We start from the raw sequence: 26958 nt of genomic DNA, 5'->3' as shown, positions 1-26958 counted from the left end.
GACAACCACCCACTTCGAGGAAGAAGGACAATGGCGAACTTCTCCGCCGCCGACGTCAAGAAGCTCCGTGAGCTGACCAGCGCCGGCATGATGGACTGCAAGAAGGCCCTCGACGAGAGCGACGGCGACCTGGAAAAGGCCGTCGAGATCCTGCGGATCAAGCTTGGCAAGAAGGCCGGTGAGCGCGCCGAGAGCCGTGAGGCGACCGCCGGCCTGGTCGCCAACGCCGGAGGTGCTCTGGTCGAGCTCAACTGTGAGACCGACTTCGTGGCCAAGAACGACGACTTCGTCGCGACCGCTCAGCAGATCGCCGAGGCGGCCGACGCGGCCAAGGCGGTCGACGCGGAGGCGCTCAAGGTCGTGGCGCTCGGTGACTCGACCGTCGGCGAGGTCGTGGCCAACATGGCGATGACCATCGGCGAGAAGATCGAGCTCGGCCGCGTCGCCTACTTCGACGGTCCGAGCGTGGTCTACCTGCACAAGCGTGCCGCGGACCTGCCGCCCGCGGTTGGCGTCCTGGTGGAGTACGACGGCGACAACGCCGACGCCGCCCGGGCCGCCGCGATGCAGGTGGCCGCGATGCGTCCGAAGTACCTCACCCGTGACGAGGTGCCCGCCGACGTCGTGGCCAAGGAGCGCGAGATCGCCGAGGCCACTTCACGCGAGGAGGGCAAGCCTGAGCAGGCGATCGCCAAGATCACCGAGGGTCGCCTCAACGGCTTCTTCAAGGACACCGTGCTGCTCGAGCAGCCGTCGGTCGTGGAGAACAAGAAGACCGTCAAGGCAGTGCTCGACGAGGCCGGTGTGACCCTCAAGCGGTTCGCCCGCTTCGAGGTCGGCGCCTGAGGCGTAAGGTCGCACACCAGTTCGATCACCGAAGACTCATGAGGAGGCCGGTCCGATGAATCACACCACGATCATCGGGCCGGCCTTCTGCTGTGCCCCCACCCCCGTGCCTGCTGGAAGGATCCCCACGTGCTCGCCTACAAACGCGTCCTGATCAAGCTCTCCGGTGAGGTGTTCGGTGGCGGCAAGGTCGGCGTCGACCCCGATGTGGTTCAGAAGATCGCCAAGGAGATCGCCATCGTGGCGCGCACCGGCGTCCAGGTCGCCATCGTGACCGGAGGGGGCAACTTCTTCCGTGGTGCCGAACTCCAGCAGCGGGGCATGGACCGCGCGCGCGCCGACTACATGGGCATGCTCGGCATCGTCATGAACTGTCTGGCTCTCCAGGACTTCTTGGAGAAGGAGGGCATCGAGACCCGGGTCCAGACCGCCATCACGATGGGTCAGGTGGCCGAGCCCTACATCCCGCGACGCGCGATCCGTCACCTGGAGAAGGGTCGCGTCGTCATCTTCGGGGCCGGCGCCGGGATGCCTTTCTTCTCCACCGACACCGTCGCCGCACAGCGGGCTCTGGAGACCCACTGCGAGGTGGTCCTGATGGGCAAGAACGGGGTCGACGGCGTCTACACCGCGGATCCGCGCAAGGATCCCACCGCGACGAAGATCGACGAGCTCACGTTCGCCGACGCGCTGCAGAAGGGGCTCAAGGTCGCCGATGCCACGGCCTTCGCACTGTGCATGGAGAACAAACTGCCCCTGATCGTCTTCGGGATGCAGGAGGAGGGTGCCATCCTGCGCATCGTCCAGGGTGAGAAGATTGGCACGCTCGTCAGCGCCTGAGGGCGCGTGCCCTAACGTGGGGCTGATGAGCATCACAACCAAGGAGCAGCAGTGATCAACGAAACCCTTCGTGAGGCCGACCAGAAGATGGGCAAGTCGGTCGAGGCGACCCGTGAGGACTTCGCCGCCATCCGCGCCGGTCGCGCGACCCCGAGCATGTTCAGCAAGATCACTGCTGAGTACTACGGCACCCCGACCCCCCTGCAGCAGCTGGCGACCTTCACCGCTCCCGAGGCGCGCATCATCCTGATCTCGCCCTACGACCAGTCGGCGATCGGCGCGATCGAGAAGGCCATCCGCGACTCCGACCTCGGGGTGAACCCGGCCAACGACGGCAAGGTGCTGCGCTGCGTGTTCCCCGAGCTCACTGAGGAGCGCCGCAAGGAGTACATCAAGATGGCGCGCGGCAAAGCCGAGGACGGCAAGGTGTCGGTGCGCAATGTCCGGCGTACCGCCAAGCAGGGCCTGGAAAGGCTGGAGAAGGACGGCGAGGTCGGCAAGGACGATGTGGCGGGCGCCGAGAAGCGGCTCGATGCCATGACCAAGAAGCACACCGACGCCATCGACGACCTGCTCAAGCACAAGGAAGCCGAACTGCTCGAGGTCTGAGCGGGTTCTCCCCATGACGACCACGCCCCCCGTCCCCGCCCCGCAGCAGAACCACGGCCGGGCCGGACGCGACCTGCCAGCAGCGATCGGCTCGGCCGTCGTCCTGCTCTCCGCGATCGCGCTGTCGCTCTTCTTCTGGAAGACCGCGTTCATGTTCATCGTGGCCGCCGCGGTCGTCGTCGCCGTGTGGGAGCTGCGCAAGGGCTTCCTCGCCAAGGGCATCGACCTGCCCGAACAACCGTTGATGGCCGGCGGCGTGATCATGGTGGTCGTCGCGTACTTCTACGGCGCCCCCGCTCTGGTCACCGCGACGGCGGTCAGCGCCCTGGTGATCATGCTGTGGCTGCTGCGGCGCGGCATCGACGGTTACGTCATGAACGCGACCGCCTCGGTGTTCACGCTCGTCTACGTGCCCTTCCTCGGCTCGTTCGTCGCCCTCCTGCTGGCCGAGGGTGGTGCGACCGACTTCGAGCGAGGTGACGACGGGGTCAACGCGATCATCGTGTTCATCCTGGTCACGATCGCCTCCGACATCGGTGGCTACGTGGCCGGAGTGACGCTCGGCAAGCACCCGATGGCACCGGTGATCTCGCCCAAGAAGTCCTGGGAGGGTTTTGCGGGGTCAGTGGTGTTCTGTGTGGCGGCCGGGATGGCGCTGGTGGTCTACCTGCTCGAGGGTGACTGGTGGGTCGGGGTGGCGCTGGGCCTGATCGCGGCCGGGATGGCGACCCTCGGTGACCTGTGTGAGTCGGTCATCAAGCGTGACCTCGGCATCAAGGACATGTCCCACGTCATCCCCGGTCACGGCGGATTGATGGACCGCCTCGACTCACTCCTCGCGACTGTGGCCCCGATCTGGCTGTTGCTGCACTACCTCGTCTTCTGAGCCTGTCAGGCGCAGCACCGACGGGGGCACCGGCAGGTGTTGTGCCCACGGCGCCGGTACGGCGGGGTCCAGGATCGTGCGCACGGGGACGAGCCCGCTCCAGACGTCGTCCGAGGCGCCCGAGTCCTCAGGTGTGGTGGGCCAGTCCGCCGCGATCTTGAGCAACCAGTTGTCCGCCTCGATGCGCAGCGACAGGGCCACCGAGGCCGCAAGCTCTTTGCCACTGCTCGCACGCACCTCGCTGGTGCGGCCGGGGATGAGACTCTCGGAGAACAGGTCGAGCGTGTCGCCCTTGTGGGGCACCTGGTCGAGGCGGCCCCGGATCGTGGCCGAGCGGTAGTTGACCGACGACTCGAAGGTGGTGGGGGCGACGACCAGCGCGTCGAGGGCGAACACCGTCAGGACCGCGGGGGCTCCGCCTGCCACCTGACGCAGTGCCCCCGCACCCGTCGAGCCGTGCAGGATCACCTCGTCCCCGAGTCGGGCGTAGAGCATGGGCACTGCCAGCGGGGCGCCATCGACCACCGTGGACAGGACACCCACCCACTGCGAATCCAGCAGGTCATCGAGAGCGCTGCGCTCGTGCACTCCCTGCTCGGGGAAGCGGCCGAGCCTGTCCACGGGGCTCACCACCACCCCTGCCGTCGCGCCCACCGGAGCAGTGCCAGGCTGATCACGAGCATGACGGACACTGCGATCAGGAGCTCGAGGTACTGGGTCTCGGAGTTGACGATGACGTTCATGCCCAGGATCGAGGCGATGGCGGTGATCGGCAGGGTGACCGCCGCGATCACGGCCAGCCGTTCCATCGCGACCGTCATCTTGGTGTGCACCTTCGTCTGGTAGAGCTCGATCACACCGAAGAGGAACTGGGCCTCGCCATCTGCCAGGGAACGGACCCGGTCGAACTGGTCGGCGGCGTCCTGCGCCAGTGCGGCGTCAGCATCGTCCACGAGGCCACGGATCCGGGCCATCCGGTGCCACACGTCATGGCACTGCGCGGCTGTGGTGCGCGCCGTGATCAGCTCGTGGCGGATCAGGAACATCTGTTCCAGCAACTCCTCGGGGTTGCGCAGCTGGGAGGACATCACGTGCTTCTCGAGGCCGGGAAGCTTGCGGGCCACCTCCGCGATGACCGCTCCCTGGCGCCGGGCGACCGCCGAGGTGATGGCATAGGACAGCGCAGCCGGTGACGTCGGGCGGAAGCGGCCCTGATCCATGCGGCGCAGCGTGGCGTCGGTCTCCACCTGGGCGTGGCTGGGATCCAGCTCGGGATTGAGCGGGCCGTGCACCGTGACGAGGTAGTGGTGACCGATGATCTGGTCGAGCTCGAGCAGGTGGACGTGGCCACCGACACCGAGCATCGGCGACTGGGTGGTGATGAACGCGTGGTCGTCGTAGCTGTGCACCGTGGGGATGTAGTTGCGCTGCCGGCACGACTCGAGCACCAGTGGATGGCAGCCGAGCGCGACCAGGAACGCCTCGCTGTCGGGCCCGAGGGTGGGAATGTCGATCCAGAAGAATCCGTCATCGTGGGCGAACAGCTCGACCACGTCGTCCGGCTGCCGCGGATGAGCCCCTGCGGCATCGATGAACCGGACCTCCATGTGCCCAGACTGACGCTCCGGCACCGCTGGGGACAAGCACCCACGCGCATCGGGCGTGAGATGGTGACGCCATGGTGCCCACGCTCGGTCCGGTCCCGACCCACGAACTGTTCGTGGGCCTGGGGGTGGTGGTCGCGGCCGTCGTCTTCCTGCTCGAGATGCGCCGCCGGAGGCAGGTCGACGAACGCCTGGTCTACATCGTCCTCGGAGCCCTCGTGGGCGGTGCGGTCTTCATGCGCCTCGGCACCTGGCTGCAGCACGTGGACCTACGGGAGAACGCGTCCCTCACCGAGCAGTGGCTCTACGGGAACCGATCGATCCTCGGTGGTCTGGTGGGCGCCTGGCTGGGCGTCCACGTCGCCAAGCGGCTGACCGGCTACCGCGCGCGCACCGGCGACCTGTTCGCCCCGGCAGTGGCCCTCGGAATGGCCGTGGGGCGCATCGGTTGCCTGCTGAGCGAGAAACCGGGCACCCCCACCGGCCACGCGTGGGGGATCACCCTGAATGACGAGCAGGCGTCGTACACCGGTTCGGTGGCGGGGGTCAGCCTGCACCCGTCGTTCGCCTACGAGATCGCGTTCCACCTGGTCGCCTTCGTCCTGCTGTGGTGCTGGCTGCGCCACCTGTCCCTGCCACCGGGGGAGTCGTTGGTGCTGTACGTCGCGGCGTACGGCGTCTTCAGGTTCCTCGTGGAGTTCGTCCGCGGCAATGAGGTCGCCTGGCTGGGCCTGAGTCGCCCACAGCTGTTCCTGCTCGTGACGGTGCCGATCGTGCTCCTGCGGATCGGGTGGCAGGTCCGTGCGGGTGCCTACCGCACCGCCTTCGAGCGCCGGGTGGAGGTCGCCGCATGAGCCAGCCCAGGGGAACGGGGATGCCGCTGCGCGAGGGCCGGATCCACCGCTACGTCAACGCCTTCTGCCCGCTGTGCCACGAGGAGAGTCCGGACCGGCCGCTCACCGAGGTGCACCGCCTCTCGGGGTGGCTCGCGATCCGCGACGACCGGGTGTGGCTCGAGCGGGGGTGTGCGACCCACGGGCTGGTGCGGACGCTCTACGACGAGTCACCCGAGATCCTCACCTACCTCGAGCAGTGGACCGCGCCGACCAAGGTGCACGGCCCTGATGTCCGGGGCAACTTCACGCCAGTGCCAGCGGCCTACGCCGACGGGTTGCCGGAGATGCAGACCCAGCACACGTGCATCCTTCTGGAGGATCTGCTCGACCACTGCAACCTCAAGTGCCCCACCTGTTTCGCCGAGTCATCGCCGGCCAGGGCTTCGGTGGCGCCACTGGAGCAGGTCTTGGCCTCGATCGACACCCGCCTCGAGCGGGAGAACGGTCGCATCGACGTCCTGATGCTGTCCGGTGGCGAACCGACGCTGTATCCCCAGTTGGCCGAGCTGCTCGACGCCGTGACGGAGCGTCCGGTGGTGCGCGTGCTGATCAACACCAACGGGCTGCTCATCGCCCAGTCCGACGAGCTGTTGACCCTGCTGACCAGGCACCGGGAGCGCGTCGAGATCTACCTGCAGTACGACGGGGAGTCGGCCGCGGCATCGACGTACCACCGCGGCGCCGACCTGCGGCGCTTCAAGGACCGGGCCCTCGAACGCCTCTCCAGTGCCGGCATCTTCACCACGCTCACCATGACCGCGGCCCTGGGGGTCAACGACGACGAGATCGGGGCCGTCGTCAAGCGCGCGCTCGACACGCCGTACGTCGGCGGCGTCTGCATCCAGCCGGTCTTCGGCAGCGGTCGCTCGGGGGCGATCGACCCGCTCGACCGGCTCACGCATACGGGGGTGCTGGCGCGCTTGGAGGCACAGACGGCGGGCGCCGTCACCTGGCGCGACCTCACCGCGCTGCCGTGCTCGCACCCGCACTGCTGCTCGGTCGGGTATCTGCTGAAGGACGACTCGGGAACCTGGCAGTCGCTCACCCACCTGATCGGCCACGACCGGCTCCTGCAGTGGCTCGACCTCGACCCCGATCTGCTCGCCAACCGCATCGCCGACGACACCATCCCGGATGCGATGCGCAAGATCGTCAAGGACTCGTTGCTCGACCTCCTCAGCGAGCAGTCGTCGCTCTCGCATCCGTCGATGAGCTCCATCTGGCGCGACATCTGCCAGAACTGCGACCTGGGCATCGGCACACTGTCGGCTCTCGCGTCCTCGAAGCTGCCCGGGCAGCGCAGGCGTCTGCGTCAGATGTTGGGCGAACGGGTGCTGCGGGTGACGGTGAAGCCGTTCATGGACATGAACACCATGATCGAGGAGCGCCTCACCCAATGCTGTGTCCATGTGGCCACGGTCAACGAGCGCACGGATGCCCACCAGTGCGCGCCGTTCTGCGCGGTCCAGGCGTGGCAACCGCTGTCGCGGACCCGGATCTCGTCGGCGACCGGGGAGCGACCATGAGCGACCCTCGCCAGGTGCCGACCGGCTCGACCGGGATCGAGACCACCCCCTTCGACCCGCTCCGCCTCTGCATCTTCGCCACCGTCGCGCTCCTGGGATGGGTGTTGGGGCCGGTCGCGGTGGCCGGCTTCGCCGCGGTGGGCTTCGTGGGCTACCGGAAGGCTCGCCGCAAGGGGTTGCTGCGCTCCAGGTGCGCCCTGGGCGACACCCGCATCGTGTTGGCCTATCTGGCACTGCTGTGCCTGGCCGGCGTGGGCGGAGTGGTCCTGTGGCTTCGGTGAGCACGATCGCCGACCCGGCGTGGGTACGACGGTGCCTGGCTGCGACGTGTGAGCATGGCGTTGAGATGAGGACCAGATGAGCCAGCAGCCACCCGACCCGGGCGAGGAGTCGCCAGGCCAAGGTCAGCCACCGGGCTGGGTGCCGCCCCCGCCGCCCCCGATCTCGCCGATGCCGTACCAGTCGTCGCCCTACGTGTCCGCGTCCGACTCCGGATCGAAGCTGGCCTCCTCGCTCGGCGGCTTCTTCACGGGAGTGGCGTGGCTGTTTGTGGTCCCCGCCATCACCGTCGGCATCGGTTCGTCCCTGTGGCCGGACTTCGCAGGACCGGGGCTCACCTTCACCGCGCTGGTGACCCTGGGGGGACCGATCGCCCTGTTGTTCCACCCCCGAACCCGCCGTTTCGGGGCCTTCATGCTGATCGGGATGGCGGTGACCCTGATCGTGCTGGCGGGAGTGTGTGTCGCCTTCATCGCCCTGCTCACGCAGAGCGAGATGGGCTGAGTTCGCCGTCTGGGGGTGTCCCGGGAGACAATGGATCCCTCATGTCTGACGCACCCCGACTCCTTCCGCTCGTCTTCGACGAACCGCGTGGCCGCGCGAAGCCGCCGCGGCACCTGGCAGACCTCACCGAGGCCGAACGCAAGGACCTGCTGGAGGCGGGGGGGCTGCCCGGGTTCCGTGCCAAGCACTGTCCACCCACTACTTCTCCCGGCTCGTCGACGACCCGGCGGAGATGACCGATCTCCCGGCCGCCCAGCGTGCCGATCTGGTGGCCACCCTGCTGCCGACCCTGATGACTCCGCTGCGCACCCTCGAGGCGGACAAGGGCACGACCCGCAAGACCCTGTGGAAGCTGTTCGACGGTGCGTTGGTCGAGTCGGTGCTGATGCGCTACCCCGATCGGGCCACCGTGTGCGTCTCCTCGCAGGCCGGCTGCGGCATGGCGTGCCCGTTCTGCGCCACCGGCCAGGGTGGCCTGCAGCGCAACATGTCGACGGCCGAGATCGTCGAGCAGGTCGTCGCGAGCGCCAGATCCCTCGCCCGGGGCGAGGTGCCCGGCGGGCCGGGGCGGGTGTCCAACGTGGTGTTCATGGGCATGGGTGAGCCGCTGGCCAACTACAAGGCGGTCATCGGCGCCGTACGACGCCTGACCGATCCGGCTCCCGCTGGCCTCGGGATGTCGGCGCGCGGCGTCACCGTCTCCACGGTCGGCCTGGTGCCCCGGATCCGACAGCTCACCGAGGAGGGCATCCCGGTCACGTTGGCGCTGTCCCTGCATGCGCCGGATGACGAGCTGCGCAACGAGCTGGTGCCGATCAACACCCGCTCGTCGGTGGCCGAGACCGTCGAGGCTGCCTGGGACTACGCCCGGGTCACCAAGCGCCGGGTCTCGATCGAATACGCCATGATGCGCGGCATCAACGACCAGGCCTGGCGCGCTGATCTCCTGGGCGACGTACTCAACTCCTACGGCGACTGGGGTTGGGTGCACGTCAACCTCATCCCGCTGAACCCGACCCCGGGATCCAAGTGGACCGCCAGCGCTCCCGAGGACGAGGACGAGTTCGTGCGCCGACTCGAGGCCAAGGGCATCGCCACGACGGTGAGAGACACGCGTGGGCGCGAGATCGACGGCGCTTGTGGCCAGCTGGCTGCGCTCGAGTGACGGTTCATCAAGGGATGTCGCTGAACCGCCACTGACCATGGTGAACAACGCATGGGAAGCGGAGGTTCGCCTGCATACCTTGATGAACCTGCCAACTCAGGCGATGACCGCCACCGCCTCCTCCACCGTGTCGACCAGGTGCACGTACGACTCCATGGGTCGGCCCTTGGCCAGTGATCGGAGCAAGGGCCAGGCAGGCGCCTGCACCGTCCAATAGTCCCGACCGACCAACACCATCGGAGCCACCGACGACTCGTCGGCGTAGTAGTTCTCACACGCGTCCTGGAAGATCTCCTGCACCGTGCCGCCGGCGCCCGGTAGGAACACGATCCCGCGGTCACAGAGTCCGAGCAGGATCGCCTCCCGCGTGGCGTTGCGGAAGTATTTGGCGATGGTGCTCGCCATGGCGTTGGGGGGTTCGTGTCCGTAGTGCCAGGTGGGGATCCCCAGCGAGTCGCGACCCTCGGGCCATTGGTCGCGGACAGCGAAGGCAGCCGCCGCCCACGCGCCGATGTCCGGCCGGAACGCCGGAGCGCCTCGCAGGATGTCCAGCGCCGGCTCGATGCTGTCGGCCGAGCCCAGCCAGGCGCCGAGGTTCGCGGCCTCCATCGCTCCGGGCCCACCGCCCGTGGCCACGGTCGCATGATCGGCCAGCCCATGGCCCAGCAGAACGGCGTCGCGGTAGCCCACTTCGTCGCGTTGGTGAGCGTGACCACCCATGACCCCCACTACGTGTCGCCCCGCCACCCAGGCTCCGAGGGCCTCGTCGACGGCGTGGTCGTGCAGCGCCTGGGCCATCCGCATGTCCGGTGTCGCCGACTGGCGTGACCACGCGTAGATCTGGGCGTCGAGGGAGTCGGCGTAAGGACCGGACCCGTACAGCTCGCTGGGGGAGTAGAGGGCGGTGCGAAACGTGTTCACGGGGACGTCGGGGATGTCGGGGAACACTGTGGCACCTCGAACGCGCAGGTCCGCCTCGAGGGCAGGACTGAGCGTGCAGCCCAGGAAGAGCGCCCCGGCCACCTTCATGCGGCGCAGCGGCTCGTCGTACTCACGCAGATCGAGGTCGTGCAGGTGCCAGCCCGAGAGGTTGCTGGTCCCTCGAGCCAGCCGGCGATCCAGCTCACCCAGTGACTCGACGGCCACCACCCGCCCCCGCTTCTTCCTCACGACAGCAACCTAGTGCCCGCGCCAAGCCCTGAGCCGGATGGGCGAATCAGAACGCGCTGGCCACGAGCTCGTTGAACAGGTCGTGTTCGTCGACCTCGAGTCCTCGGGCCCGGAACCAGGTGCAGACGTTGGTGCAGTCACGCAGCAGGAAGTCCATGCCCCGTGGGTTGCCGACCAGGTCGACGACCTGCGGCAGGTCGATGATCACCAGCCGCTCGTCGGCGGCCAGGATGTTGTACGGCGACAGGTCGCCGTGCACGACACCCTGCTGGGCGAGCAGGATGAGAGCCTCGCGCAGCTGGGAGAAGTACGACGCCAGCAACGCAGGCTCCGGCCGGGTCTGGGCCAACCGCGGGGCCGCGCCGCCGTCGACCTCGATGTACTCCATCAGGATCTCGGTGCCGTCCACCTGGACGGGGTAGGGCACCGGCAGCCCCAGGTTCCACAGTCGCTGCAGTGCCTCCCACTCCGCCCACGCCCACTGGCCGGCTGCGACGGCCCGGCCGTGGGTGGTGCCCTTGGCCATCGCGCGGGCGTCGCGGGTGTTGCGGCCCCGGCGACCCTCGGTGTAGGCACTGGATCGGTGGAAGGTGCGGTGATCGGTGTCGCGATAGCGTTTGGCCGCCATCACGACCGACTCGCCGACGCGGGTCGAGTCGGGCACTGCACGCTCGAGGAGGAAGACGTCGGCTTCCTTGCCGGTCTTGAGGATGCCGAGCTCGGTGTCGATCGCGGCCTGGGAGGTGACGACCCACTCGGGTCGTGGCTCCGGGCCACGGGACAGCGGCTCCACGGAGAGCCAGGTCGACCAGCGTTGCGAGGAGTCGTCAGGCTCGTCGTAGGCCTGGAAGTCGAAGACGAAACGGGGATCGATCCCCGGATGAGGTGTAGACATCGGTGGTGGTGCTCCAGTTCGAAGAAGAGGGACGGGCTGCAGGGCAGGCCGACAGGACAGTCGTTGACATGTCACAGCTCCTCTCGAACGGGTGGGACTACGATCGCCCATGCTCCGGGATGCCCGGAGCATGCGCAACGGGTTTTTCGTCGGAAGGATCTCCATGGAGTTGACCTGGTTCCGCAAGCCGTCGTCGGACCAGCCGGGCACCCTCAACCTCTGCTACAACGCGCTCGACCGGCACGTCATCCGCGGACGTGCCCTCGAGCCCGCCGTGATCACGCCGGCCGGCACCGACGACTTCGCCACCGTGCTGGAGCACGTGGCGGCGCTGGCGGGCGCGCTCCGGGCGCTGGGTGTCGGACCCGGGGCAGCCGTCGGGATCGACCTCGAGGATCCGGCTGACGCGCTGCTCGCATTCTTGGCCTGCGCCCGGTTGGGAGCCGTTCCCGGCGGGGCAGGTGCTCCCGCGGTGCTGCTCACCTCGCGCGAGCCAGGTGCTTCCTCGGCCAGTGTCAGCGTGCTGCGGGGGATCCCGGTCACCGATGTAGCCCGTCAGGTGGACTGGGACCTGGCGATCAAGGCCGGGCGTGACGAACCTGCTCCCTGTGCTGATGTCTCCCCGCGCGATCCTGCGTGGAGCAGTCCTGAGGAGAAGGTGCTGGTCGGCGAGGCGGTGGGCCACGGCTCGCCGCAGGGACAGGTGTTGGCCCGCCTGTGCGCCGGCGAGCCGGTGGGCCTCAACTGAGCAGCGGCTCGACGGCGCGTGCGATGAGGCTGGGCCGGCCGGTGACCTGTTCCTCGGTGTCGGCCAGGGTCATGGCCTGGAGCCCGGCGTTCATGCCGAGCCAGCGCAGCGGTTCGGGCTCCCAGCGAGGGGAGCGGTGGTTGACCCAGGGCAGCCCGGTGAGCGCCGTCTCCTCCTGCACGATCAGGTCACGCAGGGTACGGCCGGCAAGGTTCGTCGTACTCACGCCATCGCCGACGTAGCCACCGGCCCAACCGACACCGCTCGCGCGATCGAGCCCGACCGAGGCACACCAGTCGCGGGGGATGCCGAGCGCACCGCCCCAGGCATGGGTGATCCGGGTCGGGGCGAGCGCAGGGAACAGGTCGACCAGGGTGGCGCGCAGTTTGGCGAACACCCGGTCGTCCCGGTCGAACGAGGGCTTCGTCCGTGAGCCGAAGTGGTACGGCGCGCCTCGACCGCCGAACACGAGACGGTCGTCGGCCGTGCGCTGCCCGTAGATGATCAGGTGACGGTGATCGCTGAAGGTCTCTCGCTGCCGCAGCCCGATCTGCTCCCACAGGCTCTCCGAGAGCGGCTCGGTGCCAATCATGAGGGAGTAGACCGGGGCCACGTCGCGGGTCTGGCCGCGCAACGTGTGGGTGTAGCCCTCCGTCGCGCGGACCACGTGTGCGGCGCGGACGCTGCCCCGGGTCGTCGCGACCCGCCCCGGCTCGATCGACAGGGCTCTGGTGTTCTCGTGGATGGTGACCCCGTGTCGCTCACAGGCAGCGGCCAGACCGTGGACGAGCTTGGCAGGGTGGATCGCAGCACAGTCCTGGGTGTACGTCGCCGCGAGGACCCGGCTCGCGCCGACCCGCTCGCGCGCCTGGTTGGCGGTCAGCAGCGTGACGTCGTCTCGGCCCCACTCTCGGGTGTCGGCGACCTCGGCCCGGGCGCGGCGCAGCTGCGCGGCGGAGCGGGCCAGCGAGATCGTGCCCCCGCGGGCGTAACCGCAGTCGATGCCCTCGAGTTCGGCGATCCGTCCGACCTCGAGCACCGTGTCGCACATGGCCTGGTGCTGGGCGAGCGCGGACTCCCGTGACGAGCCCGGTAGGGCAGCCAGGCTGGCCAACGAGGCTGGGAAGAGCGCGGAGCACCAGCCACCATTGCGACCTGAGGCACCGAAGCCGACGTGCTCGCCCTCGATCACCATCACGCTGAGATCAGTGGTGGAGGCCAGGTAGTAGGCCGTCCACAGTCCGGTGAAGCCACCTCCGACGATCGCCACGTCGACGTCACGCTCACCCGGCAGGGGAGGCCGGGAGAGGCGGGAGACCTGCCCCTCCCATAGTGAGCCGGACGGCGTCGACATGCGACTCAGCGGACACCCCACGAGTAGGTCTGCTTGCGCAGCTGGAGGTACATGAAGGTCTCGGTCGACTCCACGCCCGGGATCGAGCGGATCGAGTTGGAGATGAGCTCGAGCAAAGCGTCGTCACTCTCGCAGACCGCCTCGGCCAACAGGTCGAACGTGCCGGCGGTGACCACCACGTAGTCGACCTCGTCGAGCGCAACGAGCGCCTCGGCCACAGGCTCCAGGGGGCCGCGGACGCGGATCCCGATCATGGCCTGGCGGGCGAAGCCGAGCTGGAGAGGGTCGGTGACGGCGACGACCTGCATCACTCCGGTTTCGATCAGCCGTTGGACGCGTTGGCGTACGGCGGCCTCGGAGAGGCCGACCACCTTGCCGATCGCCGCGTAGGGCCGTCTGCCGTCCTGCTGGAGCTGCTCGATGATGGCCTTGGAGACGTCGTCGAGGTGGTTTCCGGACTTCTTCACCTGAGCATCGTTTCAGTTGTGTGAACAAATGCAAGGGATTTCGTCGTTCTTAGACAACTTTTCCACGGAATCCCTTGTCCTCAGCGCCCGCCAAATGTCAGAGTGCCGAGACCGGGGGACGGGTGGAGGAGGAGCATTGGTCGACGAGATTCGACAGCCAAGTCGTAGGACGCTGCTGAAAGCAGGAGGGTTCGCCGTTTTCGGGGTGGGCAGCATCGGGCTGATCTCGTCCTTCTCAACCGCGGGCGCCCAGCAGGATCCCCTGAAGTGCCGGGCAAAGGACCTGTCGGCGACGTCCAACAAGCTCATCGTCTCCAACTGGCCGGCCTACATCGACCCCAACAACAAGAAGGGCACCTCCACCCGCCAGGTGTTCACGGCGCAGACCGGCATCGAGGTCGACTACACCGATGACGTCAGTGACAACGCCGAGTTCTTCGCCAAGGTCCGCAACCAGCTGAGCGCCTGTGAGCCGATCAAGCGAGACATGATCGTGCTGACCGACTGGATGGCCGCGCGGATGATCAGCCTGGGGTGGATCCAGCCGCTCGACGCCGCCAAGGTCCCCAACCTGCACAACAACCTCATCAAGGCCCTCCAAGGGCGTGACTGGGATCCTGATCTGACCTACCACGCGCCCTGGCAGAGCGGTCTGACCGGCATCGCCTACAACTCCGCCAAGGTCGGCGAGGTGAAGAGCTTCGAGCAACTGCTCACGAGCAAGGAGCTCAAGGGCAAGATCACGCTGCTCTCCGAGATGCGCGACACCATGGGGTTCGTGCTGAAGGTCATCGGCGCCGACCCTGCGGAGTTCAGCGACACCGAGTGGGACAACGCTATCGACTACCTGCGCGGTGTGGTCCGAGGCGGCCAGGTGCGGGCCTTCACCGGCAACGAGTACATCCAAGACCTGGCTGCCGGCAACATCGTGGCCTGTGAGGCCTGGAGCGGCGACGTGATCTCAGCCCAGGCCGACAACCCGGACATCAAGTTCGTGGTGCCGGAGGAGGGACTGTCGCTCTGGAGCGACAACATGCTGGTGCCGAACCTGGCGCAGCACCAGGCCAACGCGGAGAAGTGGATCGACTACTACTACCAGCCCGACGTGGCCGCGAAGCTCGCCGCCTGGGTCAACTACATCTGTCCTGTGGAGGGAGCGCGTGAGGAGATGGAGAAGATCGACCCGAGCCTCGTCGACAACCCGCTGATCTTCCCCGACTCCGAGACGCTCGACCAGACCTTCGCCTTCATGGCGCTCACCGAAGCACAGCAACGCAACTACGAAGGAGACTGGGCCGATGTCACAGGTGGCTGATCAATTCTCGAAGTCGTCTTCCGACGACAAGGATTTCACCGGCCTCCGACTGCGTCAGGTCACCAAGGAGTTCGCCACCTTCACCGCCGTCGACAACCTGGACCTGGATGTGCCCAGCGGGTCCTTCTTCGCCCTGCTCGGGCCTTCGGGTTGCGGCAAGACCACGACGCTGCGGATGGTGGCCGGGCTGGAGACGCCCACCTCGGGAAGCATCACGTTGGCCGGGCAGGACATCACCTACGAGAAGCCCTATCGCCGACCGGTGAACACGGTCTTCCAGAGCTATGCGCTCTTTCCGCACCTCGACATCTTCGAGAACGTCGCGTTCGGGCTGCGTCGTCGCAAGAAGGCCCAGGTCGAGGCCGAGGTCGGCCAGATGCTGGAACTCGTCGAGTTGACCAGTCAGGCCCGCAAGAAGCCGGCCCAGCTCTCCGGCGGGCAACAGCAGCGAGTCGCGCTTGCCCGAGCGCTGATCAACCAGCCAGAGGTGCTGCTCCTCGATGAGCCGCTCGGTGCGCTCGATCTCAAGCTGCGGCGCGCGATGCAGATCGAGATCAAGCGCATCCAGACCGAGGTGGGGCTCACCTTCGTCCACGTCACCCACGACCAGGAGGAGGCCATGACGATGGCCGACACCATCGCGGTGATGAACAAGGGCGTCATCGAGCAGATGGGTGCACCCGACGAGCTCTACGAGAATCCCCGCACCACCTTCGTGGCCAACTTCCTGGGTCAGTCCAACCTGATCGACGGCACGGTCACCGCCCGGGCGGCGGACGTGGTCACCGTGGACATGCACGGAATCTCGGTGTCGATCCCCACCGGCCGCAGCCACGCCGACGGCGACAAGGGTTGGGTCGGCATCCGGCCGGAGAAGGTGCTGATCGGGGATGTCGGCGAGGCGCTGGACGCTCCCGGCAACACCATTCCCGGTGGGGTCGTGACCGACGTGAGCTTCGTGGGAGTCAGCACGCAGTACCTGGTGCGGATGCCCTGGGGCCAGGAGCTCCAGGTCTTCGAGCAGAACACCGGCCGTCGACGACTCTTCGCGACGGGCGACAAGGTCGAGCTGTCCTGGCGCCCGGAGTACGCGTTCCTGCTCGACCACGACCAGGACGCAGGCGCTGGAGCTGGTGAGGGCGCCTTGTGAGTGACATGAAGCGCCGCACCGGACTCACCGGCTATCTGCTGCTGGTCCCGGGGGTCGCATGGCTCGGGCTGTTCTTCGTCATCCCGTTCTACACGCTGATCGCGACCAGCCTCTACGACCCCAACGGGTCCGTGCTCACCGGCTACGACATGACGTGGGCGTTCTCGAACTACTGGCACGCGATCATCGACTACGGCAAGCCCGTCAGTTGGTCCAACTGGGGACCGATCCTCAACTCGATCGTCTACGCCGGCATCTCCACGCTTCTGTGCCTGGTGCTCGGCTACGTGCTCGCCTACGCGATCGCGTTCAAGGCCGGACGCTGGAAGAACCTGATGCTGGTGCTGGTCATCGCCCCGTTCTTCACCAGCTTCCTGCTGCGCACGTTGTCGTGGAAGCTGATCCTCGCCGACGACGGGTTCGTGGTGAACACGCTGCAGTTCCTCCACCTGCTCGGGAGTGACGGGCGCCTGCTCGCCACTCCGGTCGCGGTAATCGCGGGCCTCACCTACAACTTCCTGCCGTTCATGGTGCTCCCCCTCTTCGCGAGCGTCGACAAGATCGACCACCGGTTGATCGAGGCGTCCAGCGACCTCTACGCCAATCCCGTCGTCGGCTTCTTCAAAGTCACCTGGCCGCTCTCGCTGCCCGGCGTGGTCTCCGGCACGCTGCTGACCTTCATCCCGGCCGCGGGTGACTACATCAACGCCCAACTCCTGGGCAGCCCCAACCAGCGCATGGTCGGCAACGTCATCCAGAACCTGTTCACCGACGCGGGGGACTACCCGGCAGCCGCGGCCCTGTCGATGATCCTGATGCTGCTCATCGTGGTGATGGTGTTGTTCTACGTGCGCCGCGCAGGAACGGATGAGCTGCTGTGAACGCCGGGCGCAACCTCACCCGGTGGCTGCGGCAGCACCTGATCCTCATCCTGGGGATGTTGGTGCTGGCCTATACGTTCGTCCCGATCGTCATCGTCGTGCTGATGAGCTTCAACGCACCGAAGAGCAAGCTGGTCTACCGCTTCGACAGCTTCACGCTCGACAACTGGCTGCACCCCTGCACGGCTGAGGGGATGTGCGCTTCGGTGGGACGGAGCATGTCGATCGGCCTGGCCGCCACCGTGGTGGCCACGCTGCTCGGGACCCTGATGGCGTTCGCCCTGGTGCGGCACGATTTCGCAGGGCGCTCATCGATGAACCTGCTGATCTTCCTGCCGATGGCCTCGCCCGAGATCGTGATGGGCTCCTCTCTGCTGGCGCTCTTCGTCGCCACCGGTTTCGGCGGGCAGTTGGGGTTCTGGACGATCCTGATCGCCCACATCATGTTCTGCCTGTCGTTCGTGGTGGTGACCGTCAGGGCACGCCTGGCTGGCCTGGACGACACCTTGGAGCAGGCAGCCATGGATCTCTACGCGACGCCCTCGCAGACCTTCTGGCGGGTGACCTTCCCGCTGGTGTTCCCCGGCATCCTCGGGGCGGCGCTGCTGAGCTTCTCGCTGTCCTTCGACGACTTCATCATCACCAACCTGAACGCCGGGACCACCACCACGTTCCCGATGTTCGTGTGGGGCGCCGCCCAACGCGGCGTACCCATGCAGGTCAACGTGGTCGGGACGTTGATGTTCGTCATCTCCATCGCCATCGTCGTGGGTTCGGAGCTCAATCGGCGAAGGCAGGAGAGGGCGCTCGCCGCCTCATGAGGGAGCCACACCCGTCGCTCGCCGACACCGAAGCGTCGGTCTACTGGCTCGACGACCCGGCCCGCCCCGAGCAGCTCCCTTCGCTCGGCGGAGACCTCAGTGCCGACCTGGTTGTCGTAGGTGGTGGCTACACCGGACTGTGGACGGCGCTGCGCTCGGTGGAGCGCTACCCAGGCTCGTCGGTCGTCGTGTTGGATGCCGGCTCGTGCGGTGACCAGGCCAGCGGACGCAACGGTGGTTTCGTGTCGGCGAGCCTGACGCATGGTTTCGGCAACGGCATCACCCGGTGGCCCTCGGAGCTGGAGCTGCTGGATCGCCTGGGTGCCGACAACCTGGCGGCCATCGGTGCGACCATCGAGCGCTACGGCATCGACTGCCACTGGGAGACGACCGGCGAGCTCGATGTGGCGCTGGCCCCCCATCAGCTCGCGGAGCTGGCCGAGGTCGCCCAGTCGATGCGAGATCACGGTCACCAGGTCGAGTTGCTGGACCAGGAGCAGACCCGTCGGCTGGTCGACTCCCCGGCCTACGTCGGCGGACTGCTGGACCGAACCGGCACGGCGCTCGTCGAACCGGCCCGCCTGGCGTGGGGACTTCGTCGGGCGTGCCTCGAGCAGGGTGTGATGATTCACGAGGCCTCGCCGGTGACCCGGCTGGAGTCGAGCGGGGGCGCGGTCGTCGTCCACACGGCTCACGGCTCGGTGCGCGCGGGACGAGTGGCCCTGGCAACCAATGCGTTCCCGCCGCTGCTTCGCCGCCTGAAGTTGATGACGGTGCCGGTGTACGACTACGTCCTGATGACCGAGCCCCTGACAACCGAGCAGTTGGCCTCGATCGGCTGGTCCGGCCGAGAAGGGGTCGGGGACAGTGCCAACCAGTTCCACTACTACCGGCTCACCCTGGACAACCGGATCCTCTGGGGTGGCTACGACGCGGTCTACTACTTCGGCTCCCAGATCTCGCGGGCACGAGAGCAGGCGATGACGACGCACCAGCTGCTCGCCCAGCAGTTCTTCGAGACCTTCCCGCAGCTCGAGGGGCTGCGGTTCAGCCATCGTTGGGGTGGTGTGATCGACACGTGCACCCGGTTCACCGCGTTCTTCGGAACTGCACACCAGGGCCGGGTGGCCTACGCAACCGGCTACACCGGCCTCGGAGTGGGGGCCACCCGCTTCGGCGCCGACGTGATGCTGGACCTGCTGCACGGCGAGGACACCGAGCGGACGCGCTCACAGATGGTGCAGGAGAAGCCCCTCCCGTTCCCACCCGAGCCGTTCCGGTACGCCGGGATCACGTTGACGCGACACGCCCTCGACCAAGCCGACCGCAACCAGGGCCGTCGCAACCTGTGGTTGCGCACGCTGGACCGGATGGGGCTCGGCTTCGACTCGTGAGGCGTCAGCTCGCGTCTCGCCGCCGGGTCACGACGTAGTGCGCGGTTGCGCAGGCGACCAAGGTGCCGGGAAGTGCCGTGAACTGCTCGAACACCACCAGCGGCACGATCGTGACCGCGTAGGAGATCCGAGCCACCAGGCGGAGTGTGGCCCGGTCGTCTGACTGGTCCTGCTGCCCGTCGTACTCAAGCACCGCGACCCGTCACCTATGGCTAGTAAGTTTGGTGACTATATCAAGAAAGTGCGGATTAAGGCGATGGTTGTCAGTGCTTGTTGGCGGTTGTCAGCCGTTGTATTGGCTGACAACCGCCACAATCACCGGTCAGCCGGTGAAACCTGCGGCGGCCGGACATGCAAACGGCTGGCAGTTGGCGCGATACCCATCATGCGATGGGTCGCAGCTCAACTGCCAGCCGCTTTGGCCCCCCCGGGCTTGTCAGAGCAACGTGTAGGCCTTGTCCAGGACGACGCGGAGGATCTGCTCGATCTCGTCGAAGTGGGACTGGTCGCAGATCAGCGGCGGAGCGAGCTGGACGACCGGGTCGCCACGGTCGTCGGCGCGACAGTAGAGGCCTTCGTCGTAGAGCGCCTTGGACAGGAAGCCGCGCAGCAGCTTCTCGGCCTCGGCGTCGTTGAACGTCTCCTTGGTGCCCTTGTCCTTGACCAGCTCGATGCCGTAGAAGTAGCCAGCGCCGCGGACGTCGCCGACGATCGGCAGGTCGGTGAGCCGCTCCAGAGTGGCCCGGAAGCCGTCCTCGTTGCTGCGGACGTGATCGAGGATGTTCTCCTTCTCGAACACGTCGAGGTTCGCCAGACCGACCGCGGTGGCCACCGGGTGACCGCCCCAGGTGTAGCCGTGCATGAACGAGTTGTGCCCTTGCAGGAACGGCTCCATCAGGCGGTCTGAGGCGATCATGGCGCCGAGCGGGGCGTAGCCCGAGGTGATGCCCTTGGCGCACGTGATGATGTCGGGCTGGTAGCCGTAACGCTCGGCGGCGAACATGTGACCGAGTCGACCGAAGGCACAGATGACCTCGTCGCTGACCAACAGCACGTCGTACTCGTCGCAGATCTCGCGCACCCGCTGGAAGTAGCCGGGCGGCGGCGGGAAGCAGCCGCCGGAGTTCTGGACGGGCTCGAGGAAGACGGCCGCGACGGTGTCGGGACCTTCGAACTCGATGGCCTCAGCGATCCGGTTGGCGGCCCAGAGACCGAACGCCTCCTCGTCGTCCTCATGGACGGGCGCACGGTAGAAGTTGGTGTTGGGCACCCGGAACGTCGAGGGCACCAAGGGCTCGAACGGTGCCTTCATGCCCGGGATCCCGGTGATCGACAGGGCTCCCTGCGGGGTGCCGTGGTAGGCGATCGCGCGGCTGATCACCTTGTGCTTGGTGGGCTGTCCGGTCAGCTTGAAGTACTGCTTGGCGAGCTTCCAGGCCGACTCCACGGCCTCGCCGCCGCCGGTGGTGAAGAAGACCCGGTTGAGGTCCCCGGGCGCATAGTCGGCGACCCGCTCGGCCAGCTCGATGGCGGTCGGGTGCGCGTAGGACCAGAGCGGGTGGAAGGCCATGCTGGCCGCCTGCTTCGCGGCGGCCTCGGCCAGTTCGGTGCGACCATGACCCAGCTGGTTGACGAAGAGCCCGCCCAGACCGTCGAGGTAGCGCTTGCCCTTGGCGTCGTAGATGTAAGCGCCCTCACCACGGACGATGATCGGCACGTCCGAGGTGTCGTACGTCGAATGGCGCGTGAAGTGCATCCAGAGATGGTCCTTCGCGGCCTGCTGCAGGTGGTCGTAGTCGGGGTGCTGATCCATGGACCAATCGTGCCGTCTCGACCGACTTTCGGCAAGTGAATTCGTGGTTTTGGGGACGATTCATTGCGGATTTCGTCGCATCCTTTGCGCTGGTGAGGGCACCTGATACTAATCGGACATGACGCTGACCCCGCAGGCCCGGTCGTGATCACCACCTTCGTCAACGGCAGCGTCTTCGACGGCCGACGTCACCTCCCGGGGGAGTCGGTGGTGATCGAGGACGGGGTGGTCCTGGGGCTCGGTCGCGGCGAGGACGCGGATCTGGTAGTCGATATCGCCGGCGGCCTGGTGGCGCCCGGCTTCGTCGATGCGCACGTACACGTCGTCCAGGGCGGACTGGAGCGGATCCGTTGCGACCTGTCCGACGTCGAGACCCGTGCTGGCTACCTCGCGCGGATCGCGGAGTATGCCGCCAGCCATCCCGAGCTGCCGTGGATCCTCGGTGGGGGTTGGTCCATGGCCGCCTTCCCGGGAGGCACGGCCCAGGCGAGCGACCTCGACGCCCTCGTCGCGGACCGACCGGTCTTCCTGGTCAACCGTGACCATCACGGTGCCTGGGTCAACTCCCGCGCCCTGGACCTGGCCGGGGTCGATCGGGCCACTGCCGACCCGGATGACGGGCACTTCGACCGGGACGCCGACGGCCGGCCCACCGGCACCCTGCACGAGGGGGCGATGGCCGCGGTGACTCGCCTCATCCCGGCCACCGACCCCGACGAGTTCTACCGAGGCTTCCTCGAGGGGCAGCGTCACCTCCACTCCTTCGGAGTCACCGGCTGGCAGGACGCGATCCTGGGCACCTACGCCGGCATCGACGACCCCTCCGCGACCTATCTGCGCGCCGCCGAGTCCGGTGACCTGACCGCTGACGTCGTGGGAGCCCTGTGGTGGGAGCGCGAGCGCGGCCTCGAGCAGGTGCCCGAGCTGATCGCGCGCAGGGCGGCTCTCACCCACGGTCGCCTCAGGGCCACCAGCGTGAAGATCATGCAGGACGGGATCGCGGAGAACGGGACCGCCGCCATGCTGACTCCGTACCTCGACCGGTGCGGCCACGCCACCGCCAACCTCGGCCACTCGTTCATCAGCGCGCAGGCGCTCAGGCAGTACGTCGCGGCCCTGGATGCCGAGGGCTTCCAGGTGCACGTGCACGCCATCGGGGACCGAGGGGTGCGCGAGACGCTCGACGCCCTGACCGGCACCCGTCGCGAGCTCCGGCACCATGTCGCCCATCTCCAGGTGATCCATCCCGACGACGTGCCCCGGTTCGCAGCGCTCGGGGTGACCGCCAACCTGCAGGCACTGTGGGCCTGCAAGGACGACCAGATGGTCGACCTCACGATCCCGGTCCTGGGTCCCGAACGCAGCGGCTGGCAGTACCCGTTCGCCGACCTGGTCCGCGCTGGTGCCGCACTGGCGATGGGCAGCGACTGGCCGGTGTCCTCGCCGGACCCTCTTGCCGCGATCCACGTGGCCGTCAACCGCACGGCGTACGGCGCGGAGGGGATCGAAGGCTCCGATCCACTCCTCCCAGCTCAGGCCATCGACCTGACGACTGCCTTCGCGGCGTACACCTCCGGCTCGGCGCGCATCAACCATCGCGACCAGTCAGGCGTGCTGGATCCTGGCACCGTGGCGGACCTGGTGGTGCTGGACCGCGACCCGTTCGCCGGAGAGGTCCAGGAGATCGGCGCGACCCGAGTCGTCTCCACCTGGGTGGACGGCGAGCCGGTCTACGTCAGCTGACGTCCTGCTGGTCGCCGAGCTCGTCGTCGGGGTACTTGTCCAGGTAGCGGTTGATCCTGTCCTCGCGCACCGCTTTCCACAGCTCTTTGGCGCGCGCGGCGTCGATGATGTTGACCGATCCGACGCCCTCCACCGTCTCGTAGTGGTCGAGCGGCAGCGTGACGAACTTGACCTTCTTGGCATCCAGGCCGTTGAGGCTCAGCGCCAGCCCACGGATCTCTCCGTTGCTGAAGTCCTCGTCGACGGTCAGGTGACTGGTGATGGCCTCGAGCGTCTTGGTGAACTTCACCGGGTTGCCGATCGTGCCGTCGTCGAGCACCTTCTCCATCACGGCGCGCAGGAAGTTCTGCTGGCGTGCCACCCGATCGAAGTCGCCGTTGATCAGACCATGGCGTTGGCGCACGTACTTCAGCGCCAGGTTGCCCTCGAGGTGGTTCCAGCCCTTCTCCCAGGTCTGGTCCTGATAGCTGTCGTAGACGGTCTCGGGCACGTAGACGTCCACTCCGCCGATGGCAGTGGTGAGGTCGCGGAAGCCTTCGTAGTCGATGACGGCCAGGTGGTTCATCCGCAGACCGGTCAACTTCTCCACGGTGCGCAGGGTGCCGAAGGGCCCGTACTCCGAGAACGCGGCGTTGATCTTGTTCTTCCCCTGCGTCGCGCCGGCCTCGTCGAAGATGGGCACATAGGAGTCACGCGGGATCGACACGACGTAGGCGGACTTCCGGTTGGCCGGGATGTGCACGACCATGATCGTGTCGCTGCGATACGCCCCCACGTCCCACTGCCCATCGGACAACAGTTCGGCGATGGTCGGCTTGTCGGCCTTCTGGTCGGGGTTGTCGGCGCCCATCAACAGGATGTTGAGCGCCTTGGTCTCCTTCTCCTCCGGTGGGCGGGTGCCCTCATCGATCGCGGCCGGCGGCTTGATGCGGGGAATGTTGTCGAGCTTCTGATTGAGGTTCCAGCCGTAGAAGCCGACCGTTCCCGAGGTCAGCACCGCCCCGGCCAGGAGCAGGGAGGCCCACTTGCGGTGGCCGTGGCGCCATTCCCAGACGGCGGCGAACAGCATGCCGAGCACCGCGACGACCAGCAGGATCGCGGACGTCTTGAGGAAGCCGTGGAGCATCAGCCAGTAGAGGCCGGCAATGCTCAACGGGACCGCCAACAGCCCCGCCATCGTCGTACGCCGCATCCGTGTCCCCTCGAGTCCCGCCCCACCTGCTTCCTTCTATCCTGTCGTATCACTGGTTGCTCCGGTTTCGAATGCCAAAGAACGTCAAATCTGTGGAATCCATCGAAAACAGCGGCAGACCCCTACAGAATCCGTTGAGGTGTCGTTAGGCTCCGTGGCACCCGGATGAACAGCCGGGCTCCGGACTGGATGGGACCTGAGATGGCACAGACAACCTTTCGCAACGTGATCGACGGCGAGCTGGTCGACGCGGCGTCAGGAGAGAGTTACGACGTCGTCGACCCGACCACGGGGGAGGTGTACGCGACCGCACCCCTGTCCAGCGCCGAGGACGTCGACCGGGCCTACCGGGCCGCCGACGCCGCTTTCGAGGCCTGGGGCGAGACGACCCCGAAGGAGCGACAGCTCGCGCTGCTCAGGATCGCCTCCTCCATCGAGTCACGGATCGAGGAGATCAACCGCGTCGAGTGCCGGGACACCGGCAAGCCACTGGGGCTGACCATGGCGGAGGAGATGCCCTACGCCTCCGACCACTTCCGTTTCTTCGGCGGCGCCGCGCGTGTGCTCGAGGGCAAGTCATCGGGGGAGTACCTGACCGATCACACCTCGTGGATCCGTCGCGAGCCGATCGGGGTCGTGGGCCAGGTGACGCCCTGGAACTACCCGCTGTTGATGATGATCTGGAAGATCGCCCCTGCGCTCGCCGGCGGGAACACCATCGTGCTCAAGCCGAGCGACACCACGCCCGCCAGTTCGACGCTGCTGGCCGAGTTGGCGCAGGAGTTCCTGCCGCCGGGAGTGCTGAACCTCGTGTGTGGTGATCGCGGCACCGGTCGTGCGCTCGTCGAGCACAAGACGCCCCAGATGGTGGCGATCACCGGCTCGGTGCGCGCCGGCATGGAGGTCGCCACCTCGGCCGCCCTGGACCTCAAGCGGGTCCACCTCGAGCTGGGGGGCAAGGCGCCGGTCATCGTCTTCGACGACGCGGACGTCGAGAAGGCAGCAGCGGGTATCGCCGGCGCCGGGCTGTTCAACGGCGGCCAGGACTGTACGGCGGCCACCCGCGTGCTGGCCGGCTCCGGGATCCACGACGACTTCGTCGCAGCCCTCACCGAGGCCGCGAAGGGACTCCCGACCGGCATGCCCGACGACGAGGCGACGTACTACGGGCCGTTGAACAACCAGAACCAGCTCGATCGCGTGGCCGGAATGGTGGACCGACTGCCCGACCACGCCACCGTGCAGACCGGGGGCAGCCGCAAGGGGGACCGCGGCTACTTCTACGAGCCCACCGTGCTCTCGGGCCTGCGCCAGGACGACGAGCAGATCCAGTCCGAGATCTTCGGTCCGGTGATGACCGTCCAGAAGTTCAGTGACGAGGCCGAGGCGCTGCGCTGGGCCAATGGCGTCGAGTACGGCCTGTCCTCCAGTGTCTGGACGCGTGATCACGCCCGGGCGATGAGGATGTCGAAGCGACTCGACTTCGGCGTCGTGTGGATCAACACCCACATCCCCTTCATCTCGGAGATGCCGCACGGCGGCTTCAAGCACAGCGGCTATGGCAAGGACCTGTCCATGTACGGCTTGGAGGACTACACGCGCATCAAGCACGTCATGTCCTACATCGGAGAGTAGGGAAAAATGCGCATCCTTCTGGTCGGCGCCGGCGGCGTCGGCGGAGCCATCGCTGCCATCGCCGCACGTCGCGACTTCTTCGAGACGGTGGTGATCGCCGACTATGACCTGGCCAAGGCCGAGAAGGCCGCAGCCGTCGACGGACGCTACGCGGCAGCGCAGATCGACGCCTCCTCCGAGGAGTCGGTCGCAGCCCTGTGCCGCGAGCACCGGATCACCCACGTGATGAACGCAGTGGACCCGGTCTTCAACATGTCGATCTTCGGCGGGGCCGCCGCGGCGGGTGCCGACTACCTCGACATGGCGATGTCGCTGTCGAAGCCGCATCCGGAGGAGCCGTACGCGCTGACGGGCGTGAAGCTCGGCGACGAGCAGTTCGAGGTCGCTGACGAGTGGGAGTCGGCCGGGCGGCTCGCACTCGTGGGGATGGGGGTCGAGCCGGGCCTGTCCGACGTGTTCGCGCGCTACGCCGCCGATCACCTGTTCAGCGAGATCGACGAGCTCGGCACCCGAGACGGTGCCACCCTGGTGGTCACCGACGACGACGGGAACGAGATCTTCGCGCCGTCCTTCTCGATGTGGACCACCATCGAGGAGTGCCTGAACCCGCCGGTGATCTGGGAGAAGGAGCGCGGATGGTTCACCACCGCACCCTTCTCCGAGCCGGAGGTCTTCGACTTCCCCGAGGGCATCGGGCCGGTTGAGTGCGTGAACGTCGAGCACGAGGAGGTGCTCCTGATGCCTCGCTGGGTGGACTGCAAGAGGGCCACCTTCAAGTACGGCCTCGGTGATGAGTTCATCACCATCCTCAAGGTCTTGCACACGCTGGGCCTGGACCGCACCGACAAGATCCGGGTCAAGGGCGTCGAGGTCAGCCCCCGCGACGTGGTCGCCGCTGTCCTGCCGGACCCGGCCACCGTCGGGCCCCGGATGACGGGCAAGACGTGCGCTGGCCTCTGGGTCACCGGGACCGGCACCAACGGCCAGCCGCGCTCGACCTACCTCTACCACGTCGTCGACAACGAGTGGACGATGCAGGAGTACGGCCATCAGTGCGTGGTGTGGCAGACCGCGGTCAACCCGGTCGTCGCGCTGGAGCTGCTGGCCAGCGGCGTGTGGAGCGGCACGGGCATCCTGGGCCCCGAGGCCTTCGACGCCGTACCGTTCCTCGAGCTGCTCACCGACTACGGCAGTCCCTGGGGCATCAAGGAGATGTGACCTGCCT

General features: G+C 67.3%; 26 protein-coding genes and 1 pseudogene. 18 read left to right on the top strand and 9 right to left on the bottom strand.

Features of this window, described 5'->3' with window-relative positions; genetic code table 11:
- Window positions 1-30 precede the first annotated feature (30 nt).
- The 4 genes from tsf (at window position 31) to AB7I40_RS00270 (ending at window position 3181) form a co-directional block, all read left to right on the top strand.
- The gene (tsf, locus tag AB7I40_RS00285) at window positions 31-846 is read left to right on the top strand and encodes a translation elongation factor Ts (protein WP_428345426.1); all 816 of its coding nucleotides are present in this window, start codon (window positions 31-33) and stop codon (window positions 844-846) included.
- Window positions 847-975: 129 nt separating this feature from the next.
- Entirely contained in the window at window positions 976-1686 is a 711-nt protein-coding gene (gene pyrH, locus AB7I40_RS00280) for a uridine monophosphate kinase (protein ID WP_428345425.1), read from the top strand.
- 54 nt (window positions 1687-1740) lie between these two features.
- Window positions 1741-2295: a ribosome recycling factor gene (gene frr, locus AB7I40_RS00275; RefSeq protein WP_428345476.1), complete on the top strand. Its 555-nt coding sequence runs from the start codon at window positions 1741-1743 to the stop codon at window positions 2293-2295.
- A gap of 13 nt (window positions 2296-2308) precedes the next feature.
- A complete protein-coding gene (locus AB7I40_RS00270; protein WP_428345424.1) occupies window positions 2309-3181 on the top strand; it encodes a phosphatidate cytidylyltransferase in 873 nt (290 codons plus the stop codon).
- Here the strand turns inward: AB7I40_RS00270 and AB7I40_RS00265 are convergent.
- Window positions 3125-3811 (bottom strand): pyridoxamine 5'-phosphate oxidase family protein, encoded by a 687-nt coding sequence (locus AB7I40_RS00265; protein ID WP_428345423.1) that lies wholly within the window; start codon window positions 3809-3811, stop codon window positions 3125-3127. The two genes, AB7I40_RS00270 and AB7I40_RS00265, sit on opposite strands and share 57 nt — an antisense overlap.
- Window positions 3808-4788, bottom strand: a complete 981-nt coding sequence (locus tag AB7I40_RS00260; protein ID WP_428345422.1) for a CorA family divalent cation transporter — start codon at window positions 4786-4788, stop codon at window positions 3808-3810. Before AB7I40_RS00260 ends, AB7I40_RS00265 begins: the two co-directional genes overlap by 4 nt.
- A 71-nt stretch (window positions 4789-4859) precedes the next feature.
- Here AB7I40_RS00260 and AB7I40_RS00255 point away from each other — a divergent pair, with 71 nt between their 5' ends.
- The 5 genes and pseudogenes from AB7I40_RS00255 (at window position 4860) to rlmN (ending at window position 9155) form a co-directional block, all read left to right on the top strand.
- Window positions 4860-5639, top strand: a complete 780-nt coding sequence (locus tag AB7I40_RS00255; RefSeq protein ID WP_428345421.1) for a prolipoprotein diacylglyceryl transferase — start codon at window positions 4860-4862, stop codon at window positions 5637-5639.
- Complete coding sequence (locus AB7I40_RS00250) at window positions 5636-7207, top strand: radical SAM protein (RefSeq protein ID WP_428345420.1); 1572 nt, start codon at window positions 5636-5638, stop codon at window positions 7205-7207. The genes AB7I40_RS00255 and AB7I40_RS00250 overlap by 4 nt, the downstream gene beginning before the upstream one ends.
- Window positions 7204-7488 (top strand): hypothetical protein, encoded by a 285-nt coding sequence (locus AB7I40_RS00245; protein ID WP_428345419.1) that lies wholly within the window; start codon window positions 7204-7206, stop codon window positions 7486-7488. Before AB7I40_RS00250 ends, AB7I40_RS00245 begins: the two co-directional genes overlap by 4 nt.
- 76 nt (window positions 7489-7564) lie before the next feature.
- Complete coding sequence (locus tag AB7I40_RS00240) at window positions 7565-7990, top strand: hypothetical protein (protein ID WP_428345418.1); 426 nt, start codon at window positions 7565-7567, stop codon at window positions 7988-7990.
- Window positions 7991-8031: 41 nt separating this feature from the next.
- Window positions 8032-9155: pseudogene (gene rlmN, locus AB7I40_RS00235) on the top strand (23S rRNA (adenine(2503)-C(2))-methyltransferase RlmN).
- A 96-nt stretch (window positions 9156-9251) separates the two neighbouring features.
- Here the strand turns inward: rlmN and AB7I40_RS00230 are convergent.
- The gene (locus AB7I40_RS00230; RefSeq protein WP_428345417.1) at window positions 9252-10325 is read right to left on the bottom strand and encodes an LOG family protein; all 1074 of its coding nucleotides are present in this window, start codon (window positions 10323-10325) and stop codon (window positions 9252-9254) included.
- 46 nt (window positions 10326-10371) lie between these two features.
- Window positions 10372-11220 (bottom strand): serine protein kinase RIO, encoded by an 849-nt coding sequence (locus AB7I40_RS00225; protein ID WP_428345416.1) that lies wholly within the window; start codon window positions 11218-11220, stop codon window positions 10372-10374.
- Between the two features lie 163 nt (window positions 11221-11383).
- Between AB7I40_RS00225 and AB7I40_RS00220 the strand changes: the two genes are divergently transcribed.
- The gene (locus AB7I40_RS00220; RefSeq protein WP_428345415.1) at window positions 11384-11968 is read left to right on the top strand and encodes an AMP-binding protein; all 585 of its coding nucleotides are present in this window, start codon (window positions 11384-11386) and stop codon (window positions 11966-11968) included.
- Here the strand turns inward: AB7I40_RS00220 and AB7I40_RS00215 are convergent.
- Window positions 11961-13322 (bottom strand): NAD(P)/FAD-dependent oxidoreductase, encoded by a 1362-nt coding sequence (locus AB7I40_RS00215; RefSeq protein WP_428345414.1) that lies wholly within the window; start codon window positions 13320-13322, stop codon window positions 11961-11963. The two genes, AB7I40_RS00220 and AB7I40_RS00215, sit on opposite strands and share 8 nt — an antisense overlap.
- 5 nt (window positions 13323-13327) lie before the next feature.
- Window positions 13328-13789, bottom strand: coding sequence for an Lrp/AsnC family transcriptional regulator (locus AB7I40_RS00210; RefSeq protein ID WP_428345413.1), 462 nt, complete (start codon window positions 13787-13789; stop codon window positions 13328-13330).
- Between the two features lie 205 nt (window positions 13790-13994).
- Here AB7I40_RS00210 and AB7I40_RS00205 point away from each other — a divergent pair, with 205 nt between their 5' ends.
- Genes AB7I40_RS00205 through AB7I40_RS00185 form a run of 5 tightly spaced genes read left to right on the top strand, consistent with a single transcriptional unit; the run spans window position 13995 to window position 19350 of the window.
- Window positions 13995-15104 (top strand): polyamine ABC transporter substrate-binding protein, encoded by a 1110-nt coding sequence (locus tag AB7I40_RS00205; protein ID WP_428345412.1) that lies wholly within the window; start codon window positions 13995-13997, stop codon window positions 15102-15104.
- Window positions 15088-16254 (top strand): ABC transporter ATP-binding protein, encoded by a 1167-nt coding sequence (locus tag AB7I40_RS00200; RefSeq protein WP_428347906.1) that lies wholly within the window; start codon window positions 15088-15090, stop codon window positions 16252-16254. Before AB7I40_RS00205 ends, AB7I40_RS00200 begins: the two co-directional genes overlap by 17 nt.
- A 5-nt stretch (window positions 16255-16259) precedes the next feature.
- Window positions 16260-17135, top strand: a complete 876-nt coding sequence (locus AB7I40_RS00195; RefSeq protein WP_428345410.1) for an ABC transporter permease — start codon at window positions 16260-16262, stop codon at window positions 17133-17135.
- Window positions 17132-17956, top strand: a complete 825-nt coding sequence (locus AB7I40_RS00190) for an ABC transporter permease (RefSeq protein ID WP_428345409.1) — start codon at window positions 17132-17134, stop codon at window positions 17954-17956. Before AB7I40_RS00195 ends, AB7I40_RS00190 begins: the two co-directional genes overlap by 4 nt.
- Complete coding sequence (locus tag AB7I40_RS00185) at window positions 17953-19350, top strand: NAD(P)/FAD-dependent oxidoreductase (RefSeq protein WP_428345408.1); 1398 nt, start codon at window positions 17953-17955, stop codon at window positions 19348-19350. The genes AB7I40_RS00190 and AB7I40_RS00185 overlap by 4 nt, the downstream gene beginning before the upstream one ends.
- A 4-nt stretch (window positions 19351-19354) precedes the next feature.
- Here the strand turns inward: AB7I40_RS00185 and AB7I40_RS00180 are convergent, their stop codons facing one another.
- Window positions 19355-19543, bottom strand: a complete 189-nt coding sequence (locus AB7I40_RS00180; protein ID WP_428345407.1) for a hypothetical protein — start codon at window positions 19541-19543, stop codon at window positions 19355-19357.
- A 243-nt stretch (window positions 19544-19786) separates the two neighbouring features.
- Window positions 19787-21163: an aspartate aminotransferase family protein gene (locus AB7I40_RS00175; protein ID WP_428345406.1), complete on the bottom strand. Its 1377-nt coding sequence runs from the start codon at window positions 21161-21163 to the stop codon at window positions 19787-19789.
- Between the two features lie 144 nt (window positions 21164-21307).
- Between AB7I40_RS00175 and AB7I40_RS00170 the strand changes: the two genes are divergently transcribed.
- Window positions 21308-22906: an amidohydrolase gene (locus AB7I40_RS00170; RefSeq protein ID WP_428345405.1), complete on the top strand. Its 1599-nt coding sequence runs from the start codon at window positions 21308-21310 to the stop codon at window positions 22904-22906.
- Here the strand turns inward: AB7I40_RS00170 and AB7I40_RS00165 are convergent.
- Window positions 22899-24098 (bottom strand): LCP family protein, encoded by a 1200-nt coding sequence (locus AB7I40_RS00165; RefSeq protein WP_428345404.1) that lies wholly within the window; start codon window positions 24096-24098, stop codon window positions 22899-22901. The two genes, AB7I40_RS00170 and AB7I40_RS00165, sit on opposite strands and share 8 nt — an antisense overlap.
- Before the next feature lie 201 nt (window positions 24099-24299).
- On the opposite strand from AB7I40_RS00165, the gene AB7I40_RS00160 reads away from it, so the two are divergent.
- Together AB7I40_RS00160 and AB7I40_RS00155 are read left to right on the top strand one after the other, a co-directional pair.
- The gene (locus AB7I40_RS00160) at window positions 24300-25733 is read left to right on the top strand and encodes a gamma-aminobutyraldehyde dehydrogenase (RefSeq protein WP_428345403.1); all 1434 of its coding nucleotides are present in this window, start codon (window positions 24300-24302) and stop codon (window positions 25731-25733) included.
- A gap of 6 nt (window positions 25734-25739) precedes the next feature.
- Window positions 25740-26951 carry a saccharopine dehydrogenase family protein gene (locus AB7I40_RS00155; protein WP_428345402.1) on the top strand — a complete coding sequence of 404 codons (1212 nt, stop codon included), beginning with the start codon at window positions 25740-25742 and terminating at the stop codon, window positions 26949-26951.
- Window positions 26952-26958: the final 7 nt, after the last annotated feature.

Origin of the sequence: Nocardioides sp., from assembly GCF_050246775.1 — a bacterium.
Classification (GTDB): domain Bacteria; phylum Actinomycetota; class Actinomycetes; order Propionibacteriales; family Nocardioidaceae; genus Nocardioides.
This window is presented reverse-complemented; position numbering and strand designations above follow the sequence as displayed.